General features: G+C 45.4%; 21 protein-coding genes. 12 read left to right on the plus strand and 9 right to left on the minus strand.

What is annotated here, in order from left to right; translation table 11 throughout:
• Positions 1–65: 65 nt before the first annotated feature.
• Complete coding sequence (locus F551_RS0110255) at positions 66–839, minus strand: HesA/MoeB/ThiF family protein (protein WP_018997420.1); 774 nt, start codon at positions 837–839, stop codon at positions 66–68.
• Between the two features lie 106 nt (positions 840–945).
• Between F551_RS0110255 and F551_RS0110260 the strand changes: the two genes are divergently transcribed.
• Positions 946–2,292, plus strand: coding sequence for an ATP-dependent DNA helicase (locus tag F551_RS0110260; RefSeq protein ID WP_018997421.1), 1,347 nt, complete (start codon positions 946–948; stop codon positions 2,290–2,292).
• Between the two features lie 58 nt (positions 2,293–2,350).
• On the opposite strand, the gene F551_RS0110265 is transcribed toward F551_RS0110260, so the two are convergent.
• The 4 genes from F551_RS0110265 to dut all read right to left on the minus strand — a co-directional run bounded on the left by F551_RS0110265 (position 2,351) and on the right by dut (position 4,620).
• Positions 2,351–2,662, minus strand: a complete 312-nt coding sequence (locus F551_RS0110265) for a hypothetical protein (RefSeq protein WP_018997422.1) — start codon at positions 2,660–2,662, stop codon at positions 2,351–2,353.
• A 157-nt stretch (positions 2,663–2,819) separates the two neighbouring features.
• Positions 2,820–3,815, minus strand: a complete 996-nt coding sequence (locus F551_RS0110270) for a hypothetical protein (RefSeq protein ID WP_018997423.1) — start codon at positions 3,813–3,815, stop codon at positions 2,820–2,822.
• Positions 3,816–3,918: 103 nt separating this feature from the next.
• Positions 3,919–4,143: a hypothetical protein gene (locus tag F551_RS0110275; protein ID WP_018997424.1), complete on the minus strand. Its 225-nt coding sequence runs from the start codon at positions 4,141–4,143 to the stop codon at positions 3,919–3,921.
• Between the two features lie 9 nt (positions 4,144–4,152).
• Complete coding sequence (dut, locus tag F551_RS0110280) at positions 4,153–4,620, minus strand: dUTP diphosphatase (RefSeq protein WP_018997425.1); 468 nt, start codon at positions 4,618–4,620, stop codon at positions 4,153–4,155.
• A 137-nt stretch (positions 4,621–4,757) separates the two neighbouring features.
• Here dut and F551_RS0110285 point away from each other — a divergent pair, with 137 nt between their 5' ends.
• Entirely contained in the window at positions 4,758–5,468 is a 711-nt protein-coding gene (locus F551_RS0110285) for a hypothetical protein (protein ID WP_018997426.1), read from the plus strand.
• Between the two features lie 42 nt (positions 5,469–5,510).
• On the opposite strand, the gene coaBC is transcribed toward F551_RS0110285, so the two are convergent.
• The 4 genes from coaBC to F551_RS0110305 form a co-directional block, all read right to left on the minus strand.
• A complete protein-coding gene (gene coaBC / locus F551_RS0110290) occupies positions 5,511–6,713 on the minus strand; it encodes a bifunctional phosphopantothenoylcysteine decarboxylase/phosphopantothenate--cysteine ligase CoaBC (RefSeq protein WP_018997427.1) in 1,203 nt (400 codons plus the stop codon).
• A gap of 101 nt (positions 6,714–6,814) precedes the next feature.
• A complete protein-coding gene (locus F551_RS0110295) occupies positions 6,815–7,249 on the minus strand; it encodes a GFA family protein (protein ID WP_018997428.1) in 435 nt (144 codons plus the stop codon).
• Between the two features lie 33 nt (positions 7,250–7,282).
• Complete coding sequence (locus F551_RS0110300) at positions 7,283–8,839, minus strand: AarF/UbiB family protein (protein WP_018997429.1); 1,557 nt, start codon at positions 8,837–8,839, stop codon at positions 7,283–7,285.
• A gap of 6 nt (positions 8,840–8,845) precedes the next feature.
• Positions 8,846–9,604: a class I SAM-dependent methyltransferase gene (locus F551_RS0110305; protein WP_018997430.1), complete on the minus strand. Its 759-nt coding sequence runs from the start codon at positions 9,602–9,604 to the stop codon at positions 8,846–8,848.
• An 82-nt stretch (positions 9,605–9,686) separates the two neighbouring features.
• Between F551_RS0110305 and mutM the strand changes: the two genes are divergently transcribed.
• From mutM to F551_RS0110355, 10 genes are all read left to right on the plus strand, one after another.
• Positions 9,687–10,532, plus strand: coding sequence for a bifunctional DNA-formamidopyrimidine glycosylase/DNA-(apurinic or apyrimidinic site) lyase (gene mutM / locus F551_RS0110310; RefSeq protein WP_018997431.1), 846 nt, complete (start codon positions 9,687–9,689; stop codon positions 10,530–10,532).
• 84 nt (positions 10,533–10,616) lie between these two features.
• Positions 10,617–11,021: a hypothetical protein gene (locus F551_RS0110315; protein WP_033404889.1), complete on the plus strand. Its 405-nt coding sequence runs from the start codon at positions 10,617–10,619 to the stop codon at positions 11,019–11,021.
• Between the two features lie 43 nt (positions 11,022–11,064).
• Complete coding sequence (locus F551_RS0110320; protein WP_018997433.1) at positions 11,065–11,850, plus strand: enoyl-CoA hydratase-related protein; 786 nt, start codon at positions 11,065–11,067, stop codon at positions 11,848–11,850.
• Positions 11,851–12,014: 164 nt separating this feature from the next.
• Positions 12,015–12,278: a 30S ribosomal protein S20 gene (gene rpsT / locus F551_RS0110325; protein WP_018997434.1), complete on the plus strand. Its 264-nt coding sequence runs from the start codon at positions 12,015–12,017 to the stop codon at positions 12,276–12,278.
• A gap of 511 nt (positions 12,279–12,789) precedes the next feature.
• Entirely contained in the window at positions 12,790–14,295 is a 1,506-nt protein-coding gene (gene dnaA, locus F551_RS0110330) for a chromosomal replication initiator protein DnaA (protein WP_018997435.1), read from the plus strand.
• Between the two features lie 189 nt (positions 14,296–14,484).
• Positions 14,485–15,609: a DNA polymerase III subunit beta gene (gene dnaN, locus F551_RS0110335; RefSeq protein ID WP_018997436.1), complete on the plus strand. Its 1,125-nt coding sequence runs from the start codon at positions 14,485–14,487 to the stop codon at positions 15,607–15,609.
• A gap of 55 nt (positions 15,610–15,664) precedes the next feature.
• Positions 15,665–16,825: a DNA replication/repair protein RecF gene (recF, locus tag F551_RS0110340; RefSeq protein WP_026296774.1), complete on the plus strand. Its 1,161-nt coding sequence runs from the start codon at positions 15,665–15,667 to the stop codon at positions 16,823–16,825.
• Between the two features lie 50 nt (positions 16,826–16,875).
• Positions 16,876–19,317, plus strand: a complete 2,442-nt coding sequence (gene gyrB, locus F551_RS0110345) for a DNA topoisomerase (ATP-hydrolyzing) subunit B (protein WP_018997438.1) — start codon at positions 16,876–16,878, stop codon at positions 19,315–19,317.
• Positions 19,318–19,734: 417 nt separating this feature from the next.
• Positions 19,735–22,710 (plus strand): TonB-dependent receptor domain-containing protein, encoded by a 2,976-nt coding sequence (locus tag F551_RS0110350; RefSeq protein WP_018997439.1) that lies wholly within the window; start codon positions 19,735–19,737, stop codon positions 22,708–22,710.
• Positions 22,711–22,819: 109 nt separating this feature from the next.
• Positions 22,820–23,809, plus strand: a complete 990-nt coding sequence (locus F551_RS0110355; protein WP_018997440.1) for an endonuclease/exonuclease/phosphatase family protein — start codon at positions 22,820–22,822, stop codon at positions 23,807–23,809.
• Positions 23,810–23,924: the final 115 nt, after the last annotated feature.

Raw genomic sequence — 23,924 nt, forward strand, 5'->3', positions numbered from 1 at the left:
CTATCTAGAATAGTCGAGATGTGAGAGGGCAGCAAGCAAAACTCGCTCAATAGGAGAATTTGAATTTAATTTGAACTGCAGCAGGGGCAGGCTGGGTCAACAGGAAGTTTGATGTTTCTGCTATCACCTGAAAGAGCATCATATATCCATAAGCGACCGGCCATGGATTGACCGGCATTGGTGATTTCCTTGACAGTTTCCATGGCCATACGTGCGCCGATAATGCCTGTGAGAGGCCCGATCACGCCAATTTCTGCACAGCTCACCTCTGTTTCGGGTAATTGAGGTGTGAGGCAGCGATAGCAAGGCAGCTTATCTTGTGCATCTTCGTTTTTTGGTCGACCAGATTTAAAGACTGAGACTTGGCCGGTCCATCTTCCCACAGCGCCAGATATGAGAGTGCGATTGTTTTCGTGGCAGAACTGGTTGACGTCAAAGCGTGTTTGAAAGCTGTCAGACCCGTCGAGTATAAAATCGGCATCGCCAATGCATTCTGCCGCATTTTCCGGAGCGAATCTGTGATTGACCGCACTGACTTTACAATCTGGGTTGAGAGAAGTGAGCCGTTTTTCTCCGCATTGCACTTTGGATAACCCCACTTCTTCAGAAGAAAACAATATCTGTCTTTGAAGGTTGGAAAGTGACACATCATCATCATCTATCAATCGAATAGAACCAACACCTGCGGCGGCCAGATACAGCGCAGCGGGACCGCCTAATCCACCAGCACCAATCATTGCGACTTTCGCACCAAGTAGTTTTTGCTGTCCTGGTCCGCCAATTTCTTTCAGCATGATGTGGCGTGCGTAACGCTGGATTTGTTCTGGAGAGAGATTCATGCTTTGTACCTAGCTGATTTTATGCGAATCGACCTTGCTTTTTAGTTGGCAAGTGTCGCAAACATGCTGTCTTTTACCAGTTCAAGCGTTTGAAGGAAGCCTTCATTTGGTCATTTATGTGAACCCAGACAAGGATAGTGAGTCCGCAACTTACGATCCACTGCTCAAGGAGATATTGCTCGGCAATCGCAATCTCTTCCTGACGGGGCGCGCGGGTACGGGTAAAACGACCATGCTAAAACGTATTTTGCGAACGACTGGAAATAAATCAGTTGTGCTTGCGCCAACAGGATTGGCGGCGGTGAATGCGGGTGGGCAGACCATACATTCATTTTTCAAGTTTCCACCGCGATTACTTGATCCGGCGGATGTAAAGAAAATGCGCAATCAGCGTCTGGTCAAAACGATGGAAACGCTCGTTGTTGATGAGATTTCCATGGTGCGCTCAGATATGCTGCAAACCATGTCGGATATGTTGCGCCTTAATCGAAATGACAAACGCCCATTTGGGGGAGTGAGAGTTATTCTGTCGGGTGATCTTCACCAATTGCCACCCGTTGTAGAAAATGAAGTTGAACCCATTCTGCATGATCGATTTGGTGGGCCTTGGTTTTTCTTATCTCAAGCTTTCAAGGATGCTCAGTTTCAATTAGCGGCCTTAAAACACGTGTTTCGTCAGGAGGATGAGCGGTTTTTAAACATCCTCAACGCTCTAAGGAATGGCCGCTTAGGACCTGAAGAGCAAAAATCACTGGGTGAACGCGTGTCCAAGCGCTCGCCAGCTGAGGCGTCAGAAACACATATTGTGCTTACACCCAATAATGCTGCGGCATGGCGGATAAACCAACAGCGGCTGGATGAACTTCCCGGTACACCAACAAGCTATGAAGGTGTGAGCGATGGTCAGTTTGATGAGCGCTCTTTCCCAACTGATGCATTCCTTGATCTTAAAGTTGGTGCGCGTGTTATGCTCATCAAGAATGATCCAGAGGGCAGGTGGGTCAATGGATCAATCGGCACAATTGAAGCGCTGGGTGAAACTTCTGTTTTTGTGAAAATAGATGGCGAGACCTATCGTATCGCGCCTCAGGCCTGGGAAAAGTATCGCTATGATTTCGACTCTGATAAAAAGTCCGTCAGCCGTACAGTTGTAGGATCTTTCAAACAACTTCCATTGCGCTTGGCCTATGCGGTGACCATTCACAAATCCCAAGGCATGACACTGGATAACGTTTATATCGATTTTGATAATGGTATGTTTGCGCATGGTCAGGCTTATGTTGCGTTTTCCCGCTGTCGCACATTGGAGGGGCTTGAATTGTCCCGCGAACTACGCCCGCGGGATATAATCATAGACCGCACAGCCTTTGCCTTTGGCGAGCTTAACATCGTCAAGAACACTGATGACTATCTATTTGCCAACATGGCTGGTGAGCAGTTCAAGTTGGAGTAGGGGTGATTTTTTGGGAGGCAAAGATGTTGAAGAATACCAGATAAAGTTTGATGTGCTCTCACGTATCGTTTGGATTATTCATTTTGGAACGCAAAATGTCTCTTTTCTCAACAATCCATGTCTTATATTGGTCGTAGTCAATCCAACCAAAACTCCGACTTTCGTCGTCGGGTTTTTCATCGACCCAATATAATTTGTCATGTACTTCGGAAAAGAACATATATTCAATCTTCGGCATCTCATCCAATTCTTCATCGGTGACAACTTCCAAGTAAAATTCAGAATATTTTTCAAAAAGATCATCATATGAAAATGTACCTGTGAGGAATTGCTGAATCATCAAATACATTTTGTCTTTGTTTTCATTCATACAATTAAGCTCTCATTATTTCATAACAATTCGAATGACCGTGAGACTTGGCCACTAATCACATGACCAAGTACAAACCATAGTGTTCCGCCAGCACAAAAAGTTGCCAGATGTTCCACAAGGTTTGAAGGTAATGAATTTAGGTGAGTTTTTTCTTCTACTCCGTCAGCCTGAAATACTCATCCACATTTTCATAGAACCAGTCCAGTTCACTGGGGTGAAAACCCTGCATGAATTGTACATAGTCGAGCTTGCCTTGGCTCATTTGCGCTTTTTCTTCCTCGGTGTGCGCCAATATTTCTTGGACAAAGCCGGGCTTTTGTTGATCATACTGCATATGGATCATGGCAACGGTAATGACATCGCCAGTCTGCGCCCATTGATCCAATGATTCAAATCCATAATAAATGACTTTCTCTTCCAATCGGGCCATTTGCTCAGGTTTAGTGGATTTAAAATATGTGATCTGCCCCGAGACGGGTTTTAGCGCTTCCGAAGTTGTATTTGCTGGTGCGGATTTGCTTTCTTCATAGGAGGGCAATAAATCAGATTCTAGTAGCTCTGGGAGTAACCCCATGTAGTTGGCGTAATAGTAAATTCGCCCGCCAGCAGCACGTTCTGCTTTTTCTGTGGCTATGGATTCCTCAGTAGGCGCATATGGACCAAGGCCTAAAGCTTTTAATTCTGTATGGACGCGCTCTGAATTGGCTTCTGAACATGAAGAAAAGAAGTTTCTGTCCTCGGCGGTGATGTTGAATATGCCAGGAACTGGCCTGTCTTCTGCTACAAATACATCCAGAATGACGCGATCCGCTTCTGCCAGTGCATCAAGAAAAGCGATTGGAAAACTGGGTTCGAAAACTGCTTTGTTTTCATCATATTGCCAGTATTCCAATTCATCGGCATCTACCTCAAGGCGGGCGCGATAGTTTGCATCAACTTTAGTTCCTTGAAACAATAGACGTACAGGTGTTGCAAAATCTGAAGTGCTTTCCAGCATATGGATGTAAATATCTGGAGAAGCATTGTCGCAGGTCACTTCTATCTGAGGGCCGGATGGGTCTTCTAGGGTGAGGGCCGCTTGAGCAAACGCTGATGGCATGCCCAATAGTAAAACCGAGACGATGGTTCCAGTAAGAGTAGTATTTGACATATCCACCTCCATCTAAGACTGCTGCTGTAGTGAAAGTGTAGGTGAAGTGTAGAAATCTACAAGTAACGCTGAGTAGATTCAAATGTCTATGTTGATGGGCTGCTTAAGTATCATTCTCGGATGGTTTGTCTTTTGTGGTTTCTACCCAATAATCTTGTTCATAGGGATCAGATTCTTCGATTGGTTCTTTGGGAATCGTAAGCGCGATAATTAAAACACTCGAGACAAACCAGAAAAATAAAGCGACCAGTATGTCAGGCGAGATCGCGAAAAAGAAACCTCCCGCGATCGCTATGAATAATATTCTTCGTTTTGTGTTGCCAAACATATTGCGGGGCTAGCGCCCTGTAGACCCGAAACCACCTTCGCCGCGTTCAGTGCTGGAAAGCTCGTTAACTTCTTTCCACACACCTTGAGTGACAGGGGCAACCACCATCTGGGCAATGCGTTCGCCGCGTTTTATCGTAAATGGCTCAGAACCCAGATTGATGAGGATCACTTTCACTTCGCCGCGATAATCAGCGTCAATTGTGCCTGGTGTATTTAGACAGGTGATGCCGTGTTTCGCGGCTAGGCCAGAACGTGGACGGATTTGGACTTCATAACCATGCGGGATCGCCATGCTGAGACCCGTTGGCACCATGTCGCGTTGCATTGGCTCTAATGTAATATCTTCACCTTCAGCATTGGCTGCACGTAAGTCCATTCCCGCAGCACTCGCTGTTTCATAAGCGGGCAGTGCCAATCCTTCAAAATGGGGAAGGGGCTTTACCTCAATCGTGGCGGTATTTACAGGTTGTGTCATACGGCATGTCTCCTCAATTTGGAGACATGCATAGACTGGTTTGCATTATGTTGGAAAGAACTATTAAGAGCAACTATTGATTGTTTTCGATATCTATAGTTTATTTTAACGGGATTTTCAGTTGTTGGGGAACAGTTGTGCTTTTTAGATTCGTTGCTGCAATAATTTCGTTTTCTTTTGTTGGTGGATGTTTGAATGCGCCAGCTTTAAAAGATTATTCTACAAAACTCACTTTAGATAAAAAATATTTTTCTGGTACTGAAAGTAAGGAGATTCAATTAGATCAAATATTTATGGAGATGGCACAAATAGATTCAGATGAAAGCTTTAAGGAAGCGACAATAATTGCATTGATTTCTAAATCTGATGTGCTGTGTGACGCCTACATGTCCGAGTTGATCAATCAAACTAAAACAACTCGTTCGGCTTTGAGGTTGTCAAGTCTTGGACTTATGGCATCTGCTGGATTGGCGGAGCCTGTGAGTAGTGCGAATATACTCGCTAGTTTAGCCGCTGTTGCAACAGGTACTGAGAGTGAATTGTCGAGTGTGGTTTTGGCTGAATTAGAAGCTGGTTTGTTGTATCGCTCTGTTAACGTTCAGAGAGATAAGCTTCGCGCAGATATCGTTCAAGATCTGCAAGAAAGTAACTTAACTGCTGCACAAGTTAAAATTTCTAAGTATCATGCTTTGTGCGGAATTGCTCATGGTAAGCGAGGAATTGAAAAATCAATTTCTAATTCTGAATCGGAGGTTGGAGCTAGTCAAGTTGCGCCAAAATATACTTTGGAAGAAATAGTTTCACTTCTAGATAGCGTTAGGCGGCCTACAAGTGTAGCTACCGAGTAATATCTAGCATTAAATATAGAAACGCTATTTGTGATGAGGGATTTAACTCTCAAAACTTTCAGCTATACGTTTTGCTAAATTTTGAGCAACTGCGGCTTTATCCATACGGGGCAGGCGTTCAATGCCATCGCGTTTAACAAGTGCAATTTCATTTTCTGAGCCACCCATCACATCGCCAGAAACATCATTGGCGACAATCCAATCACAACCTTTGCGCTCGAGCTTGCCTTGAGCGTGGTTTTCCACATCATTGGTTTCCGCGGCAAAGCCAACGACGAGTTTTGGGCGTTTGCCTTTTAGGTGCGAGATGGTTTTGAGAATATCTGGGTTTTCCACCAAGGAAAGCGCGCCAAGACCATCTTTTGTCGTCTTCGCTTTGATCTTTATGTCAGACGGTTCAGCAGGACGCCAATCGGCGACGGCTGCAACTGAAACGAATATATCTGATGGCAATCCTTTTTTGACAGCATCCAGCATTTCAACCGCTGTTTCGATTTGAACAAAATTCATTCCAGAGGGCTGTGGAATTGCTGTTGGTCCTGATACGAGTGTAACGTCTGCACCAAGACGGGCGAGTGCTGTGGCTATGGCATAGCCTTGCTTACCGGAAGAATGGTTGGAGATATATCGCACGGGGTCTAAAGCTTCACGTGTGGGACCGGCAGTGACGATTGCTGTCTTCCCTGACAAAGGACCATCTTCCGGACGTGCCAAATGGTCGAGGATTTCATCCTTAATGCGAGATACTTCCGGTAGGCGGCCTGGGCCAAACTCCCCACACGCCATATCCCCAACATCTGGTTCCATGACCTCAACACCATCGAGACGTAGTTGGCGGATGTTGCGTTGGGTTGCCGGATGCTCCCACATGCGCACATTCATTGCGGGTACCATAAGAACAGGTTTATCTGTGGCCAACAGGGTTGTACTGGCTAGATCGTTGGCAAGACCGGCTGTTGCTTTTGCCATTAGATCGGCAGTTGCGGGACAGACAACAACCAGATCGGTTGAGCGCGACAATTGGATGTGGCCCATGTCTGCTTCATCATCGAGATCAAAAAGTTCGCTAAAAACTTTTTCTCCGGTTAGAGCGGACACAGTGAGGGGGGTAACAAACTCTTTTCCGCCATTTGTGAGGATACAGCGCGTTCTTACACCGCTACGTCCAAGCTCACGAGTTAGCTCAAGGCTTTTGTAGGCAGCGATTCCGCCTCCAATGATAAGAAGAATAGATTTATCAGACACTTCGCGAGTCTCCCAATGGGTTGAATTACCCTGTATTTAGCGCATCTAAATGAAGAATGCACGAATTGAACCAAAACAATTCCGTGAATGGCTAATATGGTTTAGTTGCCGTTTTCAGTTGATGAATGTGCGGCAAAGACTTCTTCTCCCGTCATTTGAAGAAGGTCTCCGGAGAAACAATATGCATCTGGCTTTTCTTCGATAAAGATTTCGGTCGCCAATTTCATACCGCCTAAATCGTCGATTACTCCAGCAGACATGTATTTAGCGCCAAAGTTGGGTCCTTCGGCGATAATTTCGTACCAGAGGTTTGAGCCGCACTTGCTGCAAAATGCACGTTGAGCCCATTCAGACGATTGGTAAAAAGTGATGTCATTTTCACCCGTCAAATTGTTGATTTCTGCATCAGCCGTGAGAGAGGGACCGGACGACCATCTTTGGCACATTTTGCAATGGCAAACACCAAAGTCAGTTGTTTCAATTTCCGCAACGAACGAAACGGCCCCACACAAGCATTTACATGTTTTCTCGACCATTAAATTACTCCTCAAGTGTTGAGCCGTAGTTTGTTATCTCTGAAACAGTTGTGCCCAATCGACCTGGTTCGCGGCTATTGCGGCGAGGGCACCTATAATAAATGTAAATATTGGAAGTACCCAATTTGATTTTGTGACGGGTGGTTCTGGTGTTTCCTCGAGTTTAGTGAGGGCACCTTCAAAACGGTCCATGATTTCGGGCAGACGTTTGATGCGATCGGTTGCTTCTATCGCAACTTCTTTGGCGATTTTGGCGGCACCTTCAGGCCCAAATTCACGTTTTACCCACCGCTCGACCACAGGTTTTGAAGCAGCCCAGATATCGTGGCGTGGATCAAGAGAACGCGCAACGCCTTCCACTTGAACCATGGTCTTTTGCATGAGCACCAATTCGGGCCGCATACGCATGCCAAACTGTTCTGTGATATCAAAGAGTTGGATAATGACTTTATCCATTGCGACATTGTCTGCTGATTGACCGAAAATTGGTTCGCCAACTGACCTTAAAGCCTGTGCAAAATCGTCCATCGACTTATCGGCGGGGACATATCCATGCTCAAAATGAACTTTTGCAAGGCGTTTATAGTCTCGTTTTAAAAATCCATTTATGACTTCAGCATAGAAGAGGCGTTCTCTTGGACCCATCCGGCCGACAATACCAAAGTCGATCAATGCTAGCTGATGCTCGTCACCTTTTTTCTTTGGTGGTTGGAGGATCATGTTGCCTTCGTGGAGATCGGCATGGAAAAAGCCATGATCAAGTGCGGTGGCAAGAAAGCTTCGGATGATTTTATTGGCGAGAGCGGGTTTATCAACACCATCAAATGCATTGGATGCAGTCATAGGTATTCCGTCGACCCATTCAGTACATAAAATACGGCGGCCAGTGCGTTCCCAGTCCACTTGTGGGGAAGTCGCGTAATCATCAAGATGGACAATCTCATGAAATTCAGAAGCGGCACCTGCCTCGAATCTGAAATCCAATTCATTTGTCAGTGCAGTTTTTAGTGTGGCGACTGCATCAACAGGTCTTAGTCGGCGGCTATCTGGGTAAAATCGCTCAACAAGAGATGCGGCCCGATGCATGGCACGCAATTCTTTAGCAATGTGCTTTTCAACACCGGGGCGAAGTATTTTGACTGCCTTGTAGCCGGTGTCAGTTTTTATCTTATGGACTTGTGAAATAGAAGCCGCTGCTACGGGTTTTTCCAGTTTTGGAAAAAGGGTGTTCCAGTCTTTGGGAAATTCTTCCTTTAAAATCGCTTCTGCTTTTTTTAGCGGAAAGGGAGGAACTTTATCCTTTAGCCGTGATAAATCTTGCGCGCTTTCAAATCCAATGATGTCAGGGCGCGTGGCTAGAAATTGTCCGAGCTTGATATAGGCGGGGCCCATGTTTTCAAGCGCATTTGCAAGTCTTTCAGCCGGGCGACCTTTGCGGTTTTTAATTGAGAAAATGCGAAGGAATGAACCTAATACTTTCCCGGGCCATGGAAGTTGATCTTTCAATTCCTTGGGCATCAGCACATCATGCTTGGCAAGTGTCGCACATGCGCGCGCTAGGCGATAATAGTCTGCTATAGCTTTGAACATGGAGTGTTAGATTGCCCAGCCTGTGTGGAGTGTCGCGACACCGCCTGTGTAATTTGTGAAGGAGACTTTGGAGAAACCAGCTTCTTCAATCATTTCTGCGAACTTTTCCTGTTTTGGGAAACGGCGGATAGATTCAACAAGATATTTGTAGCTTTCTTTATCTCCAGTTACCAATCCGCCCATCACAGGGATAACGTTGAAGGAGTATGCATCATAAGCAGCTTGAAGCTCTTTTGTGGCCATGTGTGAAAATTCTAAGCATGCAAAGCGGCCACCCGGTTTTAAAACACGTTTGAATTCTCGCAAAGCCGCAGGAATATCGACAACATTTCGAATACCAAAGGAGATGGTAACTACATCGACGCTTTTGTCAGGGAAGGGGAGTTTAGTTGCGTCTGCACATGCCCAGATCAGTCCATCATCACCGCGTTGGTCCAGTCCGGCCAGCAGCATGTCGTCATTAATGTCGGTAACGATTGCCATCGCAGGTTCGCCACCGCGGCGTTTGCGAACTTCGTCGGCTTTTGCAACAAAGGCTCTGGCGATATCACCTGTTCCTCCAGCGCAGTCTAGCAAAAGCTCTCCTGGTTGAGGGTTGAGGCGGGCAATCATATTGGATTTCCAGATGCGATGAATGCCAGCAGACATTAAATCATTCATGAGGTCATATTTTGTGGCAACCGAACGGAATACCCCTTTAACCCGTGAGACTTTCTCTTCTTGAGAAACTTCTTCAAAACCGAATGATACTTTTTCGTCGGCCATATAGAATACCTGTGGACCTTAATTCCAATAATTTTGGATTACACCATATGCGAAGCTGACCTTGGACGCTATAGCTATTTGAATGCCAGAACTGCCTGAAGTAGAGACCGTTCGTCGCGGTCTAAGCCCCGCAATGGAAGGGCGCGTCATTGAACGCGTTGAATTGCGTCGTGCCGATTTGCGTTTTCCGTTTCCTGATGATTTCGTCAAGCGACTTGAGGGGAGCAAAATCAATAGGCTGGGACGGCGCGCAAAATTTTTGATGGGGGAGCTTTCATCGGGTGAATTGCTCACAATGCATCTGGGAATGACAGGCCGTTTTTCAATCCAGGGAAAAGGGTTTGAAATATTCGAACATTCTGCTGGGGATAATCCTAAACATGATCATGTCGTCTTTCATATGCAAGATGAGGTGACGATTACTTTTAATGACCCAAGACGGTTTGGGTTTATGGAATTGTATAAGGAAGGGGAGGCTGAGGCGTCTAAACGTTTTTCTGAATTAGGGCCTGAGCCATTGTCTAATCATTTTTCGCCAGAATATTTAGAGCAAGTTTTGCGTGGGAAGTCCTCTCCAATTAAAAACACTTTGCTTGATCAGAGGATAGTTGCAGGGCTTGGCAATATATATGTGTGCGAAGCGTTGTTTCGGTCAGGTATTTCTCCGACACGTAAATCTTCAACAATAAAAGGAAAGCTTGCCGCTCGTTTAGTGCCGGTTATTAAAGATGTCATTCGAGAAGCTATTGATGCTGGTGGTTCTTCCATCTCAGATTTTGCCCAGACAGATGGTAAGCTGGGCTATTTTCAGCATAGTTTCTTCGTTTATGGTAAGGAAGATGAGCCGTGTACAACCTGCGCTAAACCGATAGAGCGTATTTCTCAATCTGGGCGTTCAACTTTCTTCTGTTCTTCTTGTCAAAAGTAAACTTTTGACAAGAAGAACTTGTTACTTGCTAACTAAGCCGTTATTTGTCGAAGCTTATGAAGGGCATATCAGGAAGGGCTACAGATGTTGAAATTTACATCCCTGTTGCGCCGAAGTTTTATGTCTTCGTTGGTGTTACTTGTTTTTTTAGTCGGTTTTGTTGTACCAGCCAGCGCTGTAGATTTTTTAAGAACAATACAAGATATACCTCTGCCAGAAGGATTTGCTGAACAAAAGCTAGCTGTGGAGTTTGATACTCCCTTTGGAAGAATTGTTGAGACCTCAGCTTGGGGGCAGGGCAGTGCAGAAGAAACAGGATATTTTTTTAGAGAGTCATTGCCTGCCTTCGGATGGGTGTTTTTAGAAGAACCATTGGTGTTTGAGCGTCGAGAAGAACGACTTCACATCAATCTGGGTGACGAAGATGGACGTGTGAGAGTGGGTTTTAAGCTTGTTGTGCGTCCAGCATCGTCGATTATGGAAGAATAGACAGCATGCTGACGGGACAGTCGTGCTGTATGGAGAAGCTTTGATGAGCTATGAATTGATCGAAACAAATGTTGATACTGCAGCGGGTGTTGCGACAATCACATTGAATCGCCCCGAGGCGCGAAATGCGCTGTCTAATGCCCTTATGAATGAGGTGAGTGCGGCGGTTGATGTTTTCGAGAACGATGAAGATATCGGTTGTATTGTGCTGACAGGTAAAGGCGGAAAAGCGTTTGCTGGCGGCGCTGATATAAAAGAGATGGCCGACAGAACATACGCCCAAAATCACAAAGAGAATTTTGTTACTGCGAATTGGGAGCGAATTGCCGAATGTCGCAAGCCGACAATTGCTGCAGTGGTCGGATATGCATTGGGTGGTGGATGTGAGCTGGCAATGATGTGCGATATTATTGTTGCGGCTGATAATGCTAAGTTTGGGCAGCCGGAAATCAATTTGGCGCTTTTACCTGGGGCGGGAGGCACTCAACGCTTGACCCGCTTTGTTGGTAAATCGACTGCGATGGATATGTGTCTAACAGGTCGGATGTTGAATGCTGAAGAGGCGTTGGCGTCAGGTTTGGTTGCGCGAATAGCACCAGCAGATGAGTTGATGGACCTCGCATTGGAAATGGGTAAGTCGATTGCTAGTAAATCCAAGCTTGCGAGTATGGCAGTAAAAGAAGCCGTGAACACTGCTTATGAAACGACTTTGTCTCAAGGTGTAATGTTTGAACGCAAGGCCTTTCATGCCGCGTTTTCATTGGAAGATGCGAAAGAAGGAATGGCGGCGTTCATTGAAAATCGCCCTGCGCGATGGCACAATAAGTAAGAAAAATAACGCTGATGAACGTGTTGTAACTGAAGAATTTTGAGATTCTGAAGATTCATCGTTGACGAAAATGAGGGGTGTTGGTATCTACCCGCTTCCGAGTTCTGGTCAGAATACTGAAATCAGCAACTCAAACCTAATTTTATGTTCGGAGATTGCACTATATGGCCAATACTAGTTCCGCCAAAAAGATGGTACGTAAGATCGAGCGGAAGACGGCTGTTAATAAGAATCGTCGTTCGCGCATGCGTACATTTATTCGTCGTGTTGAAGAAGCTATTTCAGGTGGCGACCAAGCTGCAGCTAAGGCAGCTCTTCAAGCTGCAGAGCCAGAAATTATGCGTGCAGTGAGCCGTGGTATTCTTCACCGCAATACTGGTTCTCGCAAAGTTTCTCGTCTTTCTGCTCGTGTTAAGGCGATGGCGTAAGACAAATTAGCGATAGCTGATTAAAGTTTGAGGCAGGCTAGGAAATAGTCTGCCTTTTCTTATCTCTGGATATTGCTAGTAGCAATATCCAGAGAATTTGAGGGGTGTGAGGTAAATTATTCACAGTCTGGGTATTGTGAATATCTAGTTAATCGCGCAGCCGATTCGTGTGGGTAACTCATCCGTATGCTGTGTGTTTTTTTTCGAAAAAAAGAGTCTTTTTTTGCTTGCGTTTTCGCAGATTTTTCTACCTCTCTGGAATCGTTTGTGTTTTTAAATTTTCCTTCGATTTGACAAAAAAAATGTTCTGGCGGGTGGTGCCAAAACTGTGAATCTACATTGACGAGTATAGTTAATTTTGGTGAATATTGCCGCCTCAGAGAAGTTTCTCCCTGCACCGCAGAAGGACACCACACACCACTTGTTCATGGGTGTGAACAGGCGTGGTTTGTCCAAAATAACTGAGGGTAGGAAGAAGCAAATATAAAAAGAATTTGGGGCTGTGGGTAAGATGGATAACCAAACGAAAACAGAGTCCATGTCGCTGTTAAGTGATCTGGATATACAAACTGAACAACTTTCCGAAGGAGGGCGTGGCCCTGTCATTTGGGGTGAGGTTCGCGCAAAACTACGCGACCTTTATGGTGCTAAGACATTTGATAAGTGGATGTCGTCTTTGGTCTTTGTAGCCGAAGTAGATGGCGCTGTGACTCTATCAACAGAGTCTAAAATAGATCGCGAGCGAATTAATCGCGATTACATGAGAAACATAGTTGGGGTTTGGGCTGCTTTAGACCCTAAATCCCGTCCCGTCAGTCTAATGTCTGACGTAGACCTTTGTGATGATCTGAAAGCTTTGGCGCGAAGCAATCGTGCAAGCCAGACCATTAGTCTTGAGGTTGTGAGTAATGTTTCCTCAAAAAGTCAAAAAGTAGAGAAAGAAGAAAGCACTGATTTTACCCAAGGTGTCGATCTGACTCAAACGTTCGATACATTGGTTGAAGGTGAAAGCAATCAACTTGCAGCTAATATAGCGCGTAAGGTATCTTCAGGAACAGTAGGTCCTGTATCTGTTGTACTATTCTATGGTGCGCATGGTGTAGGTAAAACGCACCTATTGCGTGCAATTGAGCATGATTGTGCGGTTAACTCTGGTGGTAAGTCAGCAGTATATATGAGTGCTGAAGACTTTATGCTCTCATTTGTTGAAGGTGTTCGTCAGAAAGATACAAGTGCTCAGCGCAATCGTATCCGCAATGCCGACATTGTTTTACTCGATGATTTGCAGTTGATTACTTCTCGTGCGGCTACTCTTAAAGAGTTCTTCCAGCATTTGCGTGCGGTAACTTCAAATGGTGGAAAGGTTGTGCTTTCAGCCGATGCGGCTCCGACACGTCTTGAGTGTTTGGATGATCGTATGCGTGACGATATTCAGGGCGGGGTTGTTGTAGAAGTACATCGTCCTGAGATTGAAATGCGCGCCGAGATTATTCGTTCCAAAATTGCGATTATTCAAGAAGACTTCCCTGACTTCAAATTGGAAGAAACTTGGATCAATATGATGGCCGAAAGGCTGACTGCATCTGGTCGTGCGCTTTATGGTGCCGTTCGCAATGTTTTTGCTGGAACAGTATTGGCAAATAAACCAGTCACTGAAGCAGCTGTTGAAGCTGCGATCAGATTGATTGTGGGAGAGCGTCGTGCACCCAAGATTGATACTGTTAAAGATCTTGTGGCCAAATTTTACGGTGTGACAAAAGCTGATCTTGATGCTGCGTCTCGTCGCCGAAATTTAGCTCAGCCTCGTCAGATAGCTATGTATTTCTGTCGCGAGCTAACAACGTGCTCTTATCCTTTAATAGGATTTAATTTTGGGAAGCGTGATCATACAACTGTTATCTATGCTTGTCGCAAGGTGCAGGAGCGTTTGGACGCTGAGCCAGATTTGCATGATGAATTGACAAAATTGAAGCGTCAGATTTTGGATGATCCTCGCAATCGACAATTAAATAGCTAATTTTTAGGCGAGTTAAGCAGATTAGATACTGATTTTTCAATATTGACGTATCTAAAGGCTTCCCTCACACAAAAAACTAGATATTGTTTCGGCCCGACCTTTCAACGTCGGGCCGCATCCACATGGGTTTGAGTGTAGTCTGGAATTCGCCAGCTATATTAGGACCGTATCCAAAGCAGGTTACTGCATATGAAGCTGACTATAGACCGCGGTGCTTTTATGAAAGCACTATCTCACGTTCAAAATGTTGTGGAACGCCGCAACACAATTCCAATTCTATCGAACGTGCTTATTGATGCTGAAGGCACGAGTTTGCGGTTGACAGCAACTGATTTGGATATGGAGGCGTCTGATACGACGATTGCTCATATCGAAAAAGCAGGTTCTATAACTGCGCCAGCGCAAACTTTGTTTGATGTTGTGCGTAAATTGCCAGATGGTTCTGATATTGGATTGTTGCTAGACACAGAAACGCGCCGTTTGACTATAACTGCTGGTCGTTCTCGTTTTGCATTGCCCACATTGCCGGCCGATGATTTCCAGACAATGTCCAAAGAAGATGCGCCAAATAGTTTTGAAATACCGGCAGCTGATTTTCGTCGTTTAATCGATAAAACAAAATTTGCGATTTCCACGGAAGAAACACGCTATTACCTTAATGGTGTATACATGCATGGGACTGAGGTTGGAGGCAGCGTAAAATTGCGTGCTGTTGCAACTGATGGTCACCGCCTTGCTCTTGCTGAGGCTGATGCTCCAAAAGGAGCTGAAACACTTCCTGGTATTATTATCCCGCGCAAAGCAGTTGCTGAGATCCGTCGTCTTCTTGATGATGCGGCTCAAGATAGCGATGTTAGTGTGGCAACGTCAGAATCAAAGATTGTCGTTAAAGTGGGTGACGCTGTTATTACATCCAAACTGATTGATGGATCATTCCCAGATTATACGCGTGTTATCCCGCAATCGAATGCGAAAATTCTTGTTCTCAAGAATTCCGAATTTAAAAGCGCTGTGGATCGTGTGGCGACAGTATCAGCCGAACGCTCACGTTCAGTGAAATTGACTTTGGAAAATGAAAAACTGATTTTGCAGGTTTCTAATGCTGAAACAGGGCAGGGTGTTGAAGAGCTAGAAGCTCAATATAATGATGATCCTTTGGAGATTGGGTTCAATGCACGTTATCTCCTTGATGTGACACAGCAGATTGAAGGTGATGACATCCGCTTTGAGCTAAATGATGGTGCATCGTCGGCGCGTGTGACTGATCTTGCTGATCAAGGTGCACAATATGTGTTGATGCCACTCCGCGTGTAGTCGGCACCGCCAGATGGTGGAAGACATGTCCGAAATTCAAAAAGAGAAGGCAGATATGCCTGCTCAAGGACTGACGATTCAGCGTCTGGCACTTCATAATTTTCGAAATCATGCCTCGACTGTTCTAGAAATGGATAGTCGGCCTGTGTGTTTGTTTGGTGCGAATGGGGCCGGCAAGACCAATTTGCTTGAAGCTGTCTCAATGCTTGGGCCTGGAAAAGGGTTGCGTGCTGCATCTTTGCCGTCTCTTGTGCGAGTTGATGGTGGTGAGACTGTGCAAGGTGGCTGGGCGATCTCAGCGCGCATGGATGATGACGGGTTGGATCGGCAGATATCTGTAGGGCTGGAGGTTTCGGCAGAGGGGCGTACGCGCCGAATTGCAAAACTTGATGACGCACCTGTTAGTCAAACCAATCTTGCGGAACTCATACGTGTTGTGTGGCTGACACCAGCAATGGATCGTGTGTTTGCTGGGCCTGCGGGGGATAGACGCAAGTTTTACGATCGTCAGGTGTTAGCTCACATTCCTTCACACGGCAGTGTTTCCGCGGCTTATGAAAAGGCGATGCGAGAAAGAAACGCTTTGTTTGAGCAAGGGCGACCAGATCCGTCTTGGTTAGATGCGCTGGAGGCGCGATTGGCTGAAGCGGGTGCAGCGATTGCGGTCAATCGAGCGCAGGCGCTTCAGAGGATTCAAAATGCGATAGATGCGCGTCCAGAGGGTGAATTTCCTAAGGCTGACCTGTCAATTGCAGGTGAGTTTGAAGCAATGGCTTTGCAAGGTGATTCACAAGAGGGTATTGAATTAAGAATACGTGATTCGCTTAAGGACGGGAGAGGGCGAGATTCTGCAGCTGGAAGGACGCTTAGCGGTGTTCATCGTAGTGATTTACAGGTATCTCATAGGCCTAAACAGCTTCCGGCAGCTCAATGCTCGACGGGAGAGCAGAAAGCCCTCCTTATGGGGATGATATTAGCAAATGCAAAAGCACTTTTAGAGGGCGACTTTGCCCCTAATCCTTTGCTATTGTTAGATGAAGCTGCAGCTCACCTTGATTCGGCAAGGCGCGCTGCGTTGTATGATGAATTGGCCGCCTTAGGCGGTCAGGCTTGGCTGACGGGAACAGACGCCGCTTTGTTTGATGCATTTGGTGACCGTGCGCAAAGGTTTTGCGTAGAAAATGGTCTGGTAACCAAGGTAGAAAACAGCGGCTGACAGAGACGCCAAGCTGATGTGTGATTTTGATATGGACGGAGGTCCTCGACATGACTGAACCAACTGAGAACGCTGAATACGGTGCTGGCTCGATTAAAGTCCTAAAAGGACTAGAAGCTGTACGTAAGCGTCCGGGAATGTATATCGGGGATACAGATGATGGCTCGGGTCTTCATCACATGATCTATGAGGTTGTGGATAACGCGATTGATGAGGCGTTAGCCGGTCATGCTGATTATGTGACTGTGACCCTTCACCCAGATGGTTCGGCTTCCATTTCTGATAATGGGCGCGGTGTACCGGTTGATATGCACCCGACGGAAGGAATTTCTGCGGCTGAGGTTATTATGACCCAGCTACACGCAGGTGGTAAGTTTGACGATAATTCCTACAAAGTGTCGGGTGGTCTTCACGGTGTGGGTGTTTCCGTTGTGAACGCGCTTTCTGAATGGTTAGAGCTTCGTATCAATAGAAATGGCAAAGCGCATTATATGCGCTTTACGCATGGTGTATCTGATGCGCCGTTAGACATTGTTGGTGATGCGCCCATGCGTGAAGATGGGACGCGTCCAGAAACAGGTACTGAAGTTCGCTTTTTGCCATCGACTGAAACGTTCTCCATGGTAGAGTTTAAGCGCGAAACGCTTGAGCATCGCTTGCGTGAATTGGCGTTTCTAAATTCAGGTGTCAAAATCGTGTTCCGTGATGAACGTCCGGCGGAACCTATTGAGGTTATTCTTGAATATGAAGGTGGTGTTGTAGCCTTCGTTCAACACCTTGATTCAAAGAAGTCTGCTTTGTTGCCTGAGCCAATTCAAGCGACTGCTGAAAAAGACGGTATCACTGTCGAGGCAGCTCTTGAGTGGAATGATAGTTATCACGAAAATGTTTTGTGTTTCACAAACAATATTCCACAAAGAGATGGTGGAACGCACTTAGCCGGTTTCCGTGCGGCACTTACGCGGGTGATCAATAAGTACGCGCAATCAACTGGTGTTGCGAAGAAAGAGAAAGTCGATATTTCAGGCGATGATGCGCGTGAAGGTTTAACGTGTATTTTGTCCGTTAAAGTGCCGGATCCAAAATTCTCTTCACAGACAAAAGATAAACTTGTGTCTTCAGAAGTGCGTCCCGTGGTGGACAATCTTATGACGGATGCTCTTTCAACATGGTTTGAAGAAAACCCGAACGAAGCCAAGATGATCATGTCGAAGATTGTTGAGGCCGCTGCTGCGCGAGAGGCTGCGCGTAAGGCGCGTGAACTTACACGTCGAAAGACTGCTTTGGATATCACTTCGCTTCCTGGGAAGTTGGCAGACTGTCAGGAAAAAGATCCAGCTAAGTCTGAGCTCTTCATAGTGGAGGGGGATTCAGCGGGTGGTTCTGCCAAGCAAGGCCGTAACCGCGAAAACCAAGCCGTACTACCATTGCGTGGTAAGATTTTGAATGTCGAGCGCGCACGTTTTGACCGCATGCTCAGCTCCGATCAAGTGGGAACCCTGATTACAGCTTTGGGTGCAAGTATCGGACGGCGTTCTGAAGAAAAGCCTGATGAAGGTTTTCAACCGGATAAACTGCGCTACCACAAAATCATCATTATGACCGATGCTGATGTCGATGGGGCGCATATCCGGACTCTGCTTCTGACTTTCTTTTATAGACAAATGCCAGAATTGATCGAACGTGGTCACCTATTTATTGCTCAGCCACCTCTTTATAAGGCGGAGAAGGGGCGTTCTTCACGTTATCTAAAAGATGATGCCGAGATGGATGCTTTCCTCATCGAAGAAGGAACATCTGGCGAGACACTTGTTTTGCGTTCGGGCGAACAAATTGGTGGTGAAGACTTAAGAGAGCGCGTGCGTGATGCCGCTGCGTTCAAGCATACACTTTCTAGATTGGCATTGCGCGCACCTGCTTCAATCTTAGAACATGCTGCTATTGCGGGCGCGATGGTAGAAGGCGCTGGAGAGGCAGAAGCTAACGCGACTGCAGAACGTTTGAACCTGCTTGCTGAAGAAGGTGAAAATACTTGGGAAGCCAAGTTTGAAAATGGCGGGTTAGTTCTCGAAAGAGAAGTGCGAAATGTTATGGAACGGGCTGCGTTGGATGCTAGTTTGCTCGCGCTTCCAGACGCAAAACGCTTGGCTGAACGTGGGGCAGAAATGTCTTCTATATATGAAGACCCAGCAATGCTTCGCCACGAAAAGGGAAGTGAAGTAGAAGTATTTGGCCCATTATCGCTTTTAGACGCAGTTTTGAAATCTGGTGCAAAAGGTATCAAAATCCAGCGTTATAAGGGATTGGGTGAAATGAATCCTGATCAACTCTGGGAAACCACATTAGATAAGAATGCACGTTCTTTATTGCAGGTCCGCGTTGAGCACGCAGACACTGCTGATGAGATGTTCACCAAGCTGATGGGCGATGTAGTGGAACCTCGTAGAGAGTTCATCCAAGAGAACGCACTGGAGGCGGAAGTCGACGCGTAATAGCTTGGTTTTGTTTTTCAATATAATGTATATTAATATACAAAACGGGGCGATATCTGGAGGGTATTTGCCCCGTTGTGCGTTAATTCGGCATACATTCAAGAGAAATTTACCACTTTTTGATAAGTTATAAATTCCCATTAAAGGCATAAAAGCACAAAATACCGGCATTAATGGGCATATCGTTGGCAAAATCTGTCTCAAAAGCTAAATTGCAGTGCTTAAATGTTGCAAAATTGTCTCAATACGGCGATAAAGCCCGTTATTAGCGTCTAGTTTCACTTAAATCGATTGACGATTATGTGTCAGTAGACTTGTTTGATATGCAAGTTCGCAGATCAGAGTTTCCATATTGGTGGGGCAAACCAAAATTGGAAGGATCTCGGACTGTTGTATTTCTCTAATTCGGGGGTCCGAATGAATATCAAAAACTTGAAGAGCGGTTTAGTCCGTTCAACAATCCTTGCTGGACTAGCGGCAGTCAGTGCACCTGCAGTTCTTGCACAAGACGTAGACACAGTTGCTGAAGCTGCTGAAGATACATCTGTTCAACAGACAATCGTGGTAACAGGTACACGTATCCCGCAACAAAACCTAGTTGGTCAAAGCCCGGTTACAGCGATTGGTGCTGGTGAAATTACTGCTCGTGGTGTTGTTCGCGTTGAAGACGTGATTAACACATTGCCACAAGCATTCGCTGCTCAAGGGTCAAACATTTCCAACGGTTCAACTGGTACTGCAACAGTAAACCTTCGTGGTTTGGGTTCTAGCCGTACTTTGGTGCTTATGAACGGTCGCCGTATGCCATACGGGTCTCCTGCTACAGGTGGAGCGGCGGCTGACTTGAACCAAATTCCTGCTGCATTGGTAGAGCGCGTTGATGTTCTTACTGGTGGTGCTTCAGCTGTTTATGGTTCAGATGCTATCGCTGGTGTTGTTAACTTCATCATGAAAGATGATTTTGAAGGTCTACGCATAGACACAAATTATTCTTTCTATCAGCACGACAATGGCAACACTTTGATGCACGAGATTAATGAAGCTCGTGGCTTCCCTGCATCTAAAGGAAATGTCACTGACGGAAACGCTTTTGATATCACAGCGATTTTGGGTATTAACTCAGATGATGGCAACGGAAACCTGACAGCATATGGTTCATACCGTAAGGTTGACCCTGTTCTTCAAGCTGATCGTGACTACGCCAACTGTGCATTAACGGGTGCTGGTACAGATGCAAGCCCTTACGGTTGTGGTGGTTCTTCAACAAACTCAACAGCAAACTTGTTGAATCTTGGTTCTCTAGATCTTCCATTGTGGTTTAGTGTTGATGATAACAACACATTTACTGACGACCGTTCTGGTTTCTTTAACTACAACCCATTCAACTATTTCCAACGTCCAGATGAGCGTTACTCATTCGGTGTGAACGGACATTATGAATTCAACAAGAATGTTGAAGTTTATACTGAAATGTCATTCATGTATAACCGTACCTTTGCTCAGATCGCGCCATCAGGTGTGTTTGGTGGTGGTATTGCTGGTGATGCCGGTGGTATTAACTGTAACAACGCATTCTTGTCAGCTCAACAAGTTGACTATCTATGTACATCTGTTGGTTTAGGCCCAGATGATGTTGCGGAAGATGTTCTAATCCTTCGTCGTAACGTTGAAGGTGGTAACCGTACGGATGACCTAACTCACGAAACATTCCGTATGTTGGGTGGAGTTAAAGGTGAAATCGCAGATACTGGTCTTCAGTACGATGTTTTTGCATCATTTTCTCGTGTGAATCTTTCAAACTCGTATTTGAATGAGCTGTCAAAAGCAAAAGTTGCGAAAGCACTTAACGCCGTTGATGATGGAAATGGTAACATTGTTTGTGCGGTTAACGCGGATGATATTTCATCAAACGACGACGCTCTTTGTGTACCTTATGACATTTTCTCAAATGCTGGTCCTTCAGATGCTGCGCTTGCTTATGTTGTAAGCCCGCTAGTTGCTGTTGGTAACACAGATGCACAAAACATCGTTGGTACGATTGCTGGTGACTTAGGTCAGCACGGAATTAAAATTCCATCAGCGAGCGAAGGCGTTGGATTTGTTGTCGGTGCTGAATATCGCCGCAATTCTTTGGCATTCCAACCAGACGCGGCATTCCTATCTGGTGACGGATTCGGGCAAGGTGGACCAACTAACCCAATTTCTGGTTCAACAGAATCATATGAATTCTTTGGTGAGTTGGCTGTACCTTTAGTACAAGACAAACCAGGGATTTACGATTTAGGTCTTGAGTTTGCTTACCGTCACGCAAACTTTACTACACCAGACAAGAAAACTAACACTTACAAAGTTGGTTTTGATTATGCTCCTGTAGAAGACATTCGTTTCCGTGCATCTTTCCAAAAAGCTGCGCGTACAGCGAATATTTTCGAACTTTACGCTTCTCAAAGTATCGGTTTGTTTGATCTAACAGAACAAACTGGTGTTGATGGTGCATATTACGACCCATGTTCTGGTGCTAACCCAGCTGCTTCAGCTGCAGCTTGTGCCAACACAGGTGTAACAGCTGCACAATACGGTAACGTTGCTGATAACCCAGCTGGTCAGTTTAACCAGTTGACTGGTGGTAACTTGGATCTTGATCCAGAAGAATCAGAAACATTTACAGTTGGTTTTGTGTTTGAGCCTTCTTTTGTTGATGGACTATCTGTAACTGTGGACTACTTCGACATCACTGTTGAAGATTACATTTCTACAGTGAACCCAGAAACTGCTCTAAACGAATGTTTGGACACAGGGGATGCTTTCTTCTGTAGTTTGGTCAACCGTGGTAGTGGTGGAACTCTATGGGCAGGTCAAACTGGCTTCATTACAGCTACGAATGTGAACACAGGTGAGCTCTCTACATCTGGTTTCGATGTGAATGCAGTTTATTCATTCGACATTGGTGAAATGGGATCATTGAAGCTGGATTACACAGCGACATATCTAAACGACTTGACTACGCAAGAGCTTCCAACATCTGATCCATATGACAGTGTTGGTTTCTACAGTGGACGTCACGGTACACCAAACCCTGAGTATCGTCACATTGCTGGTGTAGATTGGGAAACTCCTTGGAACATCACTGCTGGCCTAACATGGCGTCACTTCGCGTCTGTTGAGATTGAAGGTGGAGCTCAGCCATTTGATGCTCAAAACTACCTTGATCTAAACGGTAGATATGACGTGTTTGAGAACACAAGCTTACGCTTCGGTGTAAACAATGTTCTTGATGAAGAGCCACCAATCTCATCATCTGTTGGTGCTGGTTTCGGTAACGGAAACACATTCCCACAAGTTTACGATGCGCTTGGCCGCTACGTATTCATGGGTGCTACTATCGACTTTTAAGTCATAGAAGTAAGTCTTATTGGAGAGGCCGGAGCGATTGTTCCGGCCTTTTCTTTTTGGAGGAATAGCTTATTTAGGCACCTTATATTCTTTGAGGAGTGATTGAACGATGACGCAGATATCCGTAACGACGTTTAATTGCGAAAATTTGATGATGCGGTGTGATTGGTCATCTCAGAAAATTGAAAACCTAAGTAAGAAACTCAACAGCATAGATGACGCTCATCAAGCAGATAAAATTGATGCCATTTTCAATGTTTTGTCTGAGGATGATCGAACTTTGACGGCGCTCGCTTTGTCAGCGGCACAAGCTGATGTGTGCTGTTTGCAGGAAGTAGAAAACCTGGTTACACTGACTGCTTTTCACAATCGTTATTTACGTCATATGTTGCGTAAGGGTTATTTTTATCGTGCTCTTGTCGAAGGAAATGATCAAAGAGGGATCGATGTAGGGGTCTTATCTCGAGCAAAAATATTACAAAAACAAAGTCATGCAAAAAAAACTTATGCAGATTTGAAAATTGAACCACCATCTGGATATCACAAAAATGATCGCGTGTTTCGGCGGGATTGTTTGGAAATTGATGTACAAAAAGAGGGCAAACGCATCACGTTTTTTGTCTGCCATTTTAAATCGATGAATGGTGGACGCTCGGAAACGCGCTCCATTAGAGAAGCCGAAGCAAAGGCCGTTCGTAAATTAATAGAGCAGAGGTTTGAAAACCCAGCTGCAGAAAATTGGATGGCAGTTGGCGATTTCAATGATTATTTTGAATTAGACGGTGATAAATTGAATGATCATGGATTGGGACCATTCATTGATGATGGATTTGCAATAGATGTTGGAGAAATGCTTGAACCTGATCCACTAAAACGCTGGACTCATTTCTATAGCCGAAAAGAAATATATGGCGCATTGGATCACATGTTCATTTCACCTTCACTTGCAAAGCGTAATCAGCAGGCAAGACTGAGAATAGTGAGGGCAGGGCAACCCATGAGAGCGCAAAGATATGAAGGACGACGCTTTGCGGGGGTGGGTTGGATGCGCCCTAAAGCCTCTGATCATTGTCCTATGTCTGTAACGCTTAACTTATAAACTGTCTAAAAAACGATCCCTAGGCGTTTTCTTCGATGTAAATTCAATATAAATGATTGTTTTGAATTAATAATTGTAGGTCTTTGGAAAAGCCTTCTTAATAGATGAGAGAAAC

It is taken from the genome of Hirschia maritima DSM 19733 (genome assembly GCF_000378345.1).
Lineage (GTDB): Bacteria > Pseudomonadota > Alphaproteobacteria > Caulobacterales > Hyphomonadaceae > Hirschia > Hirschia maritima.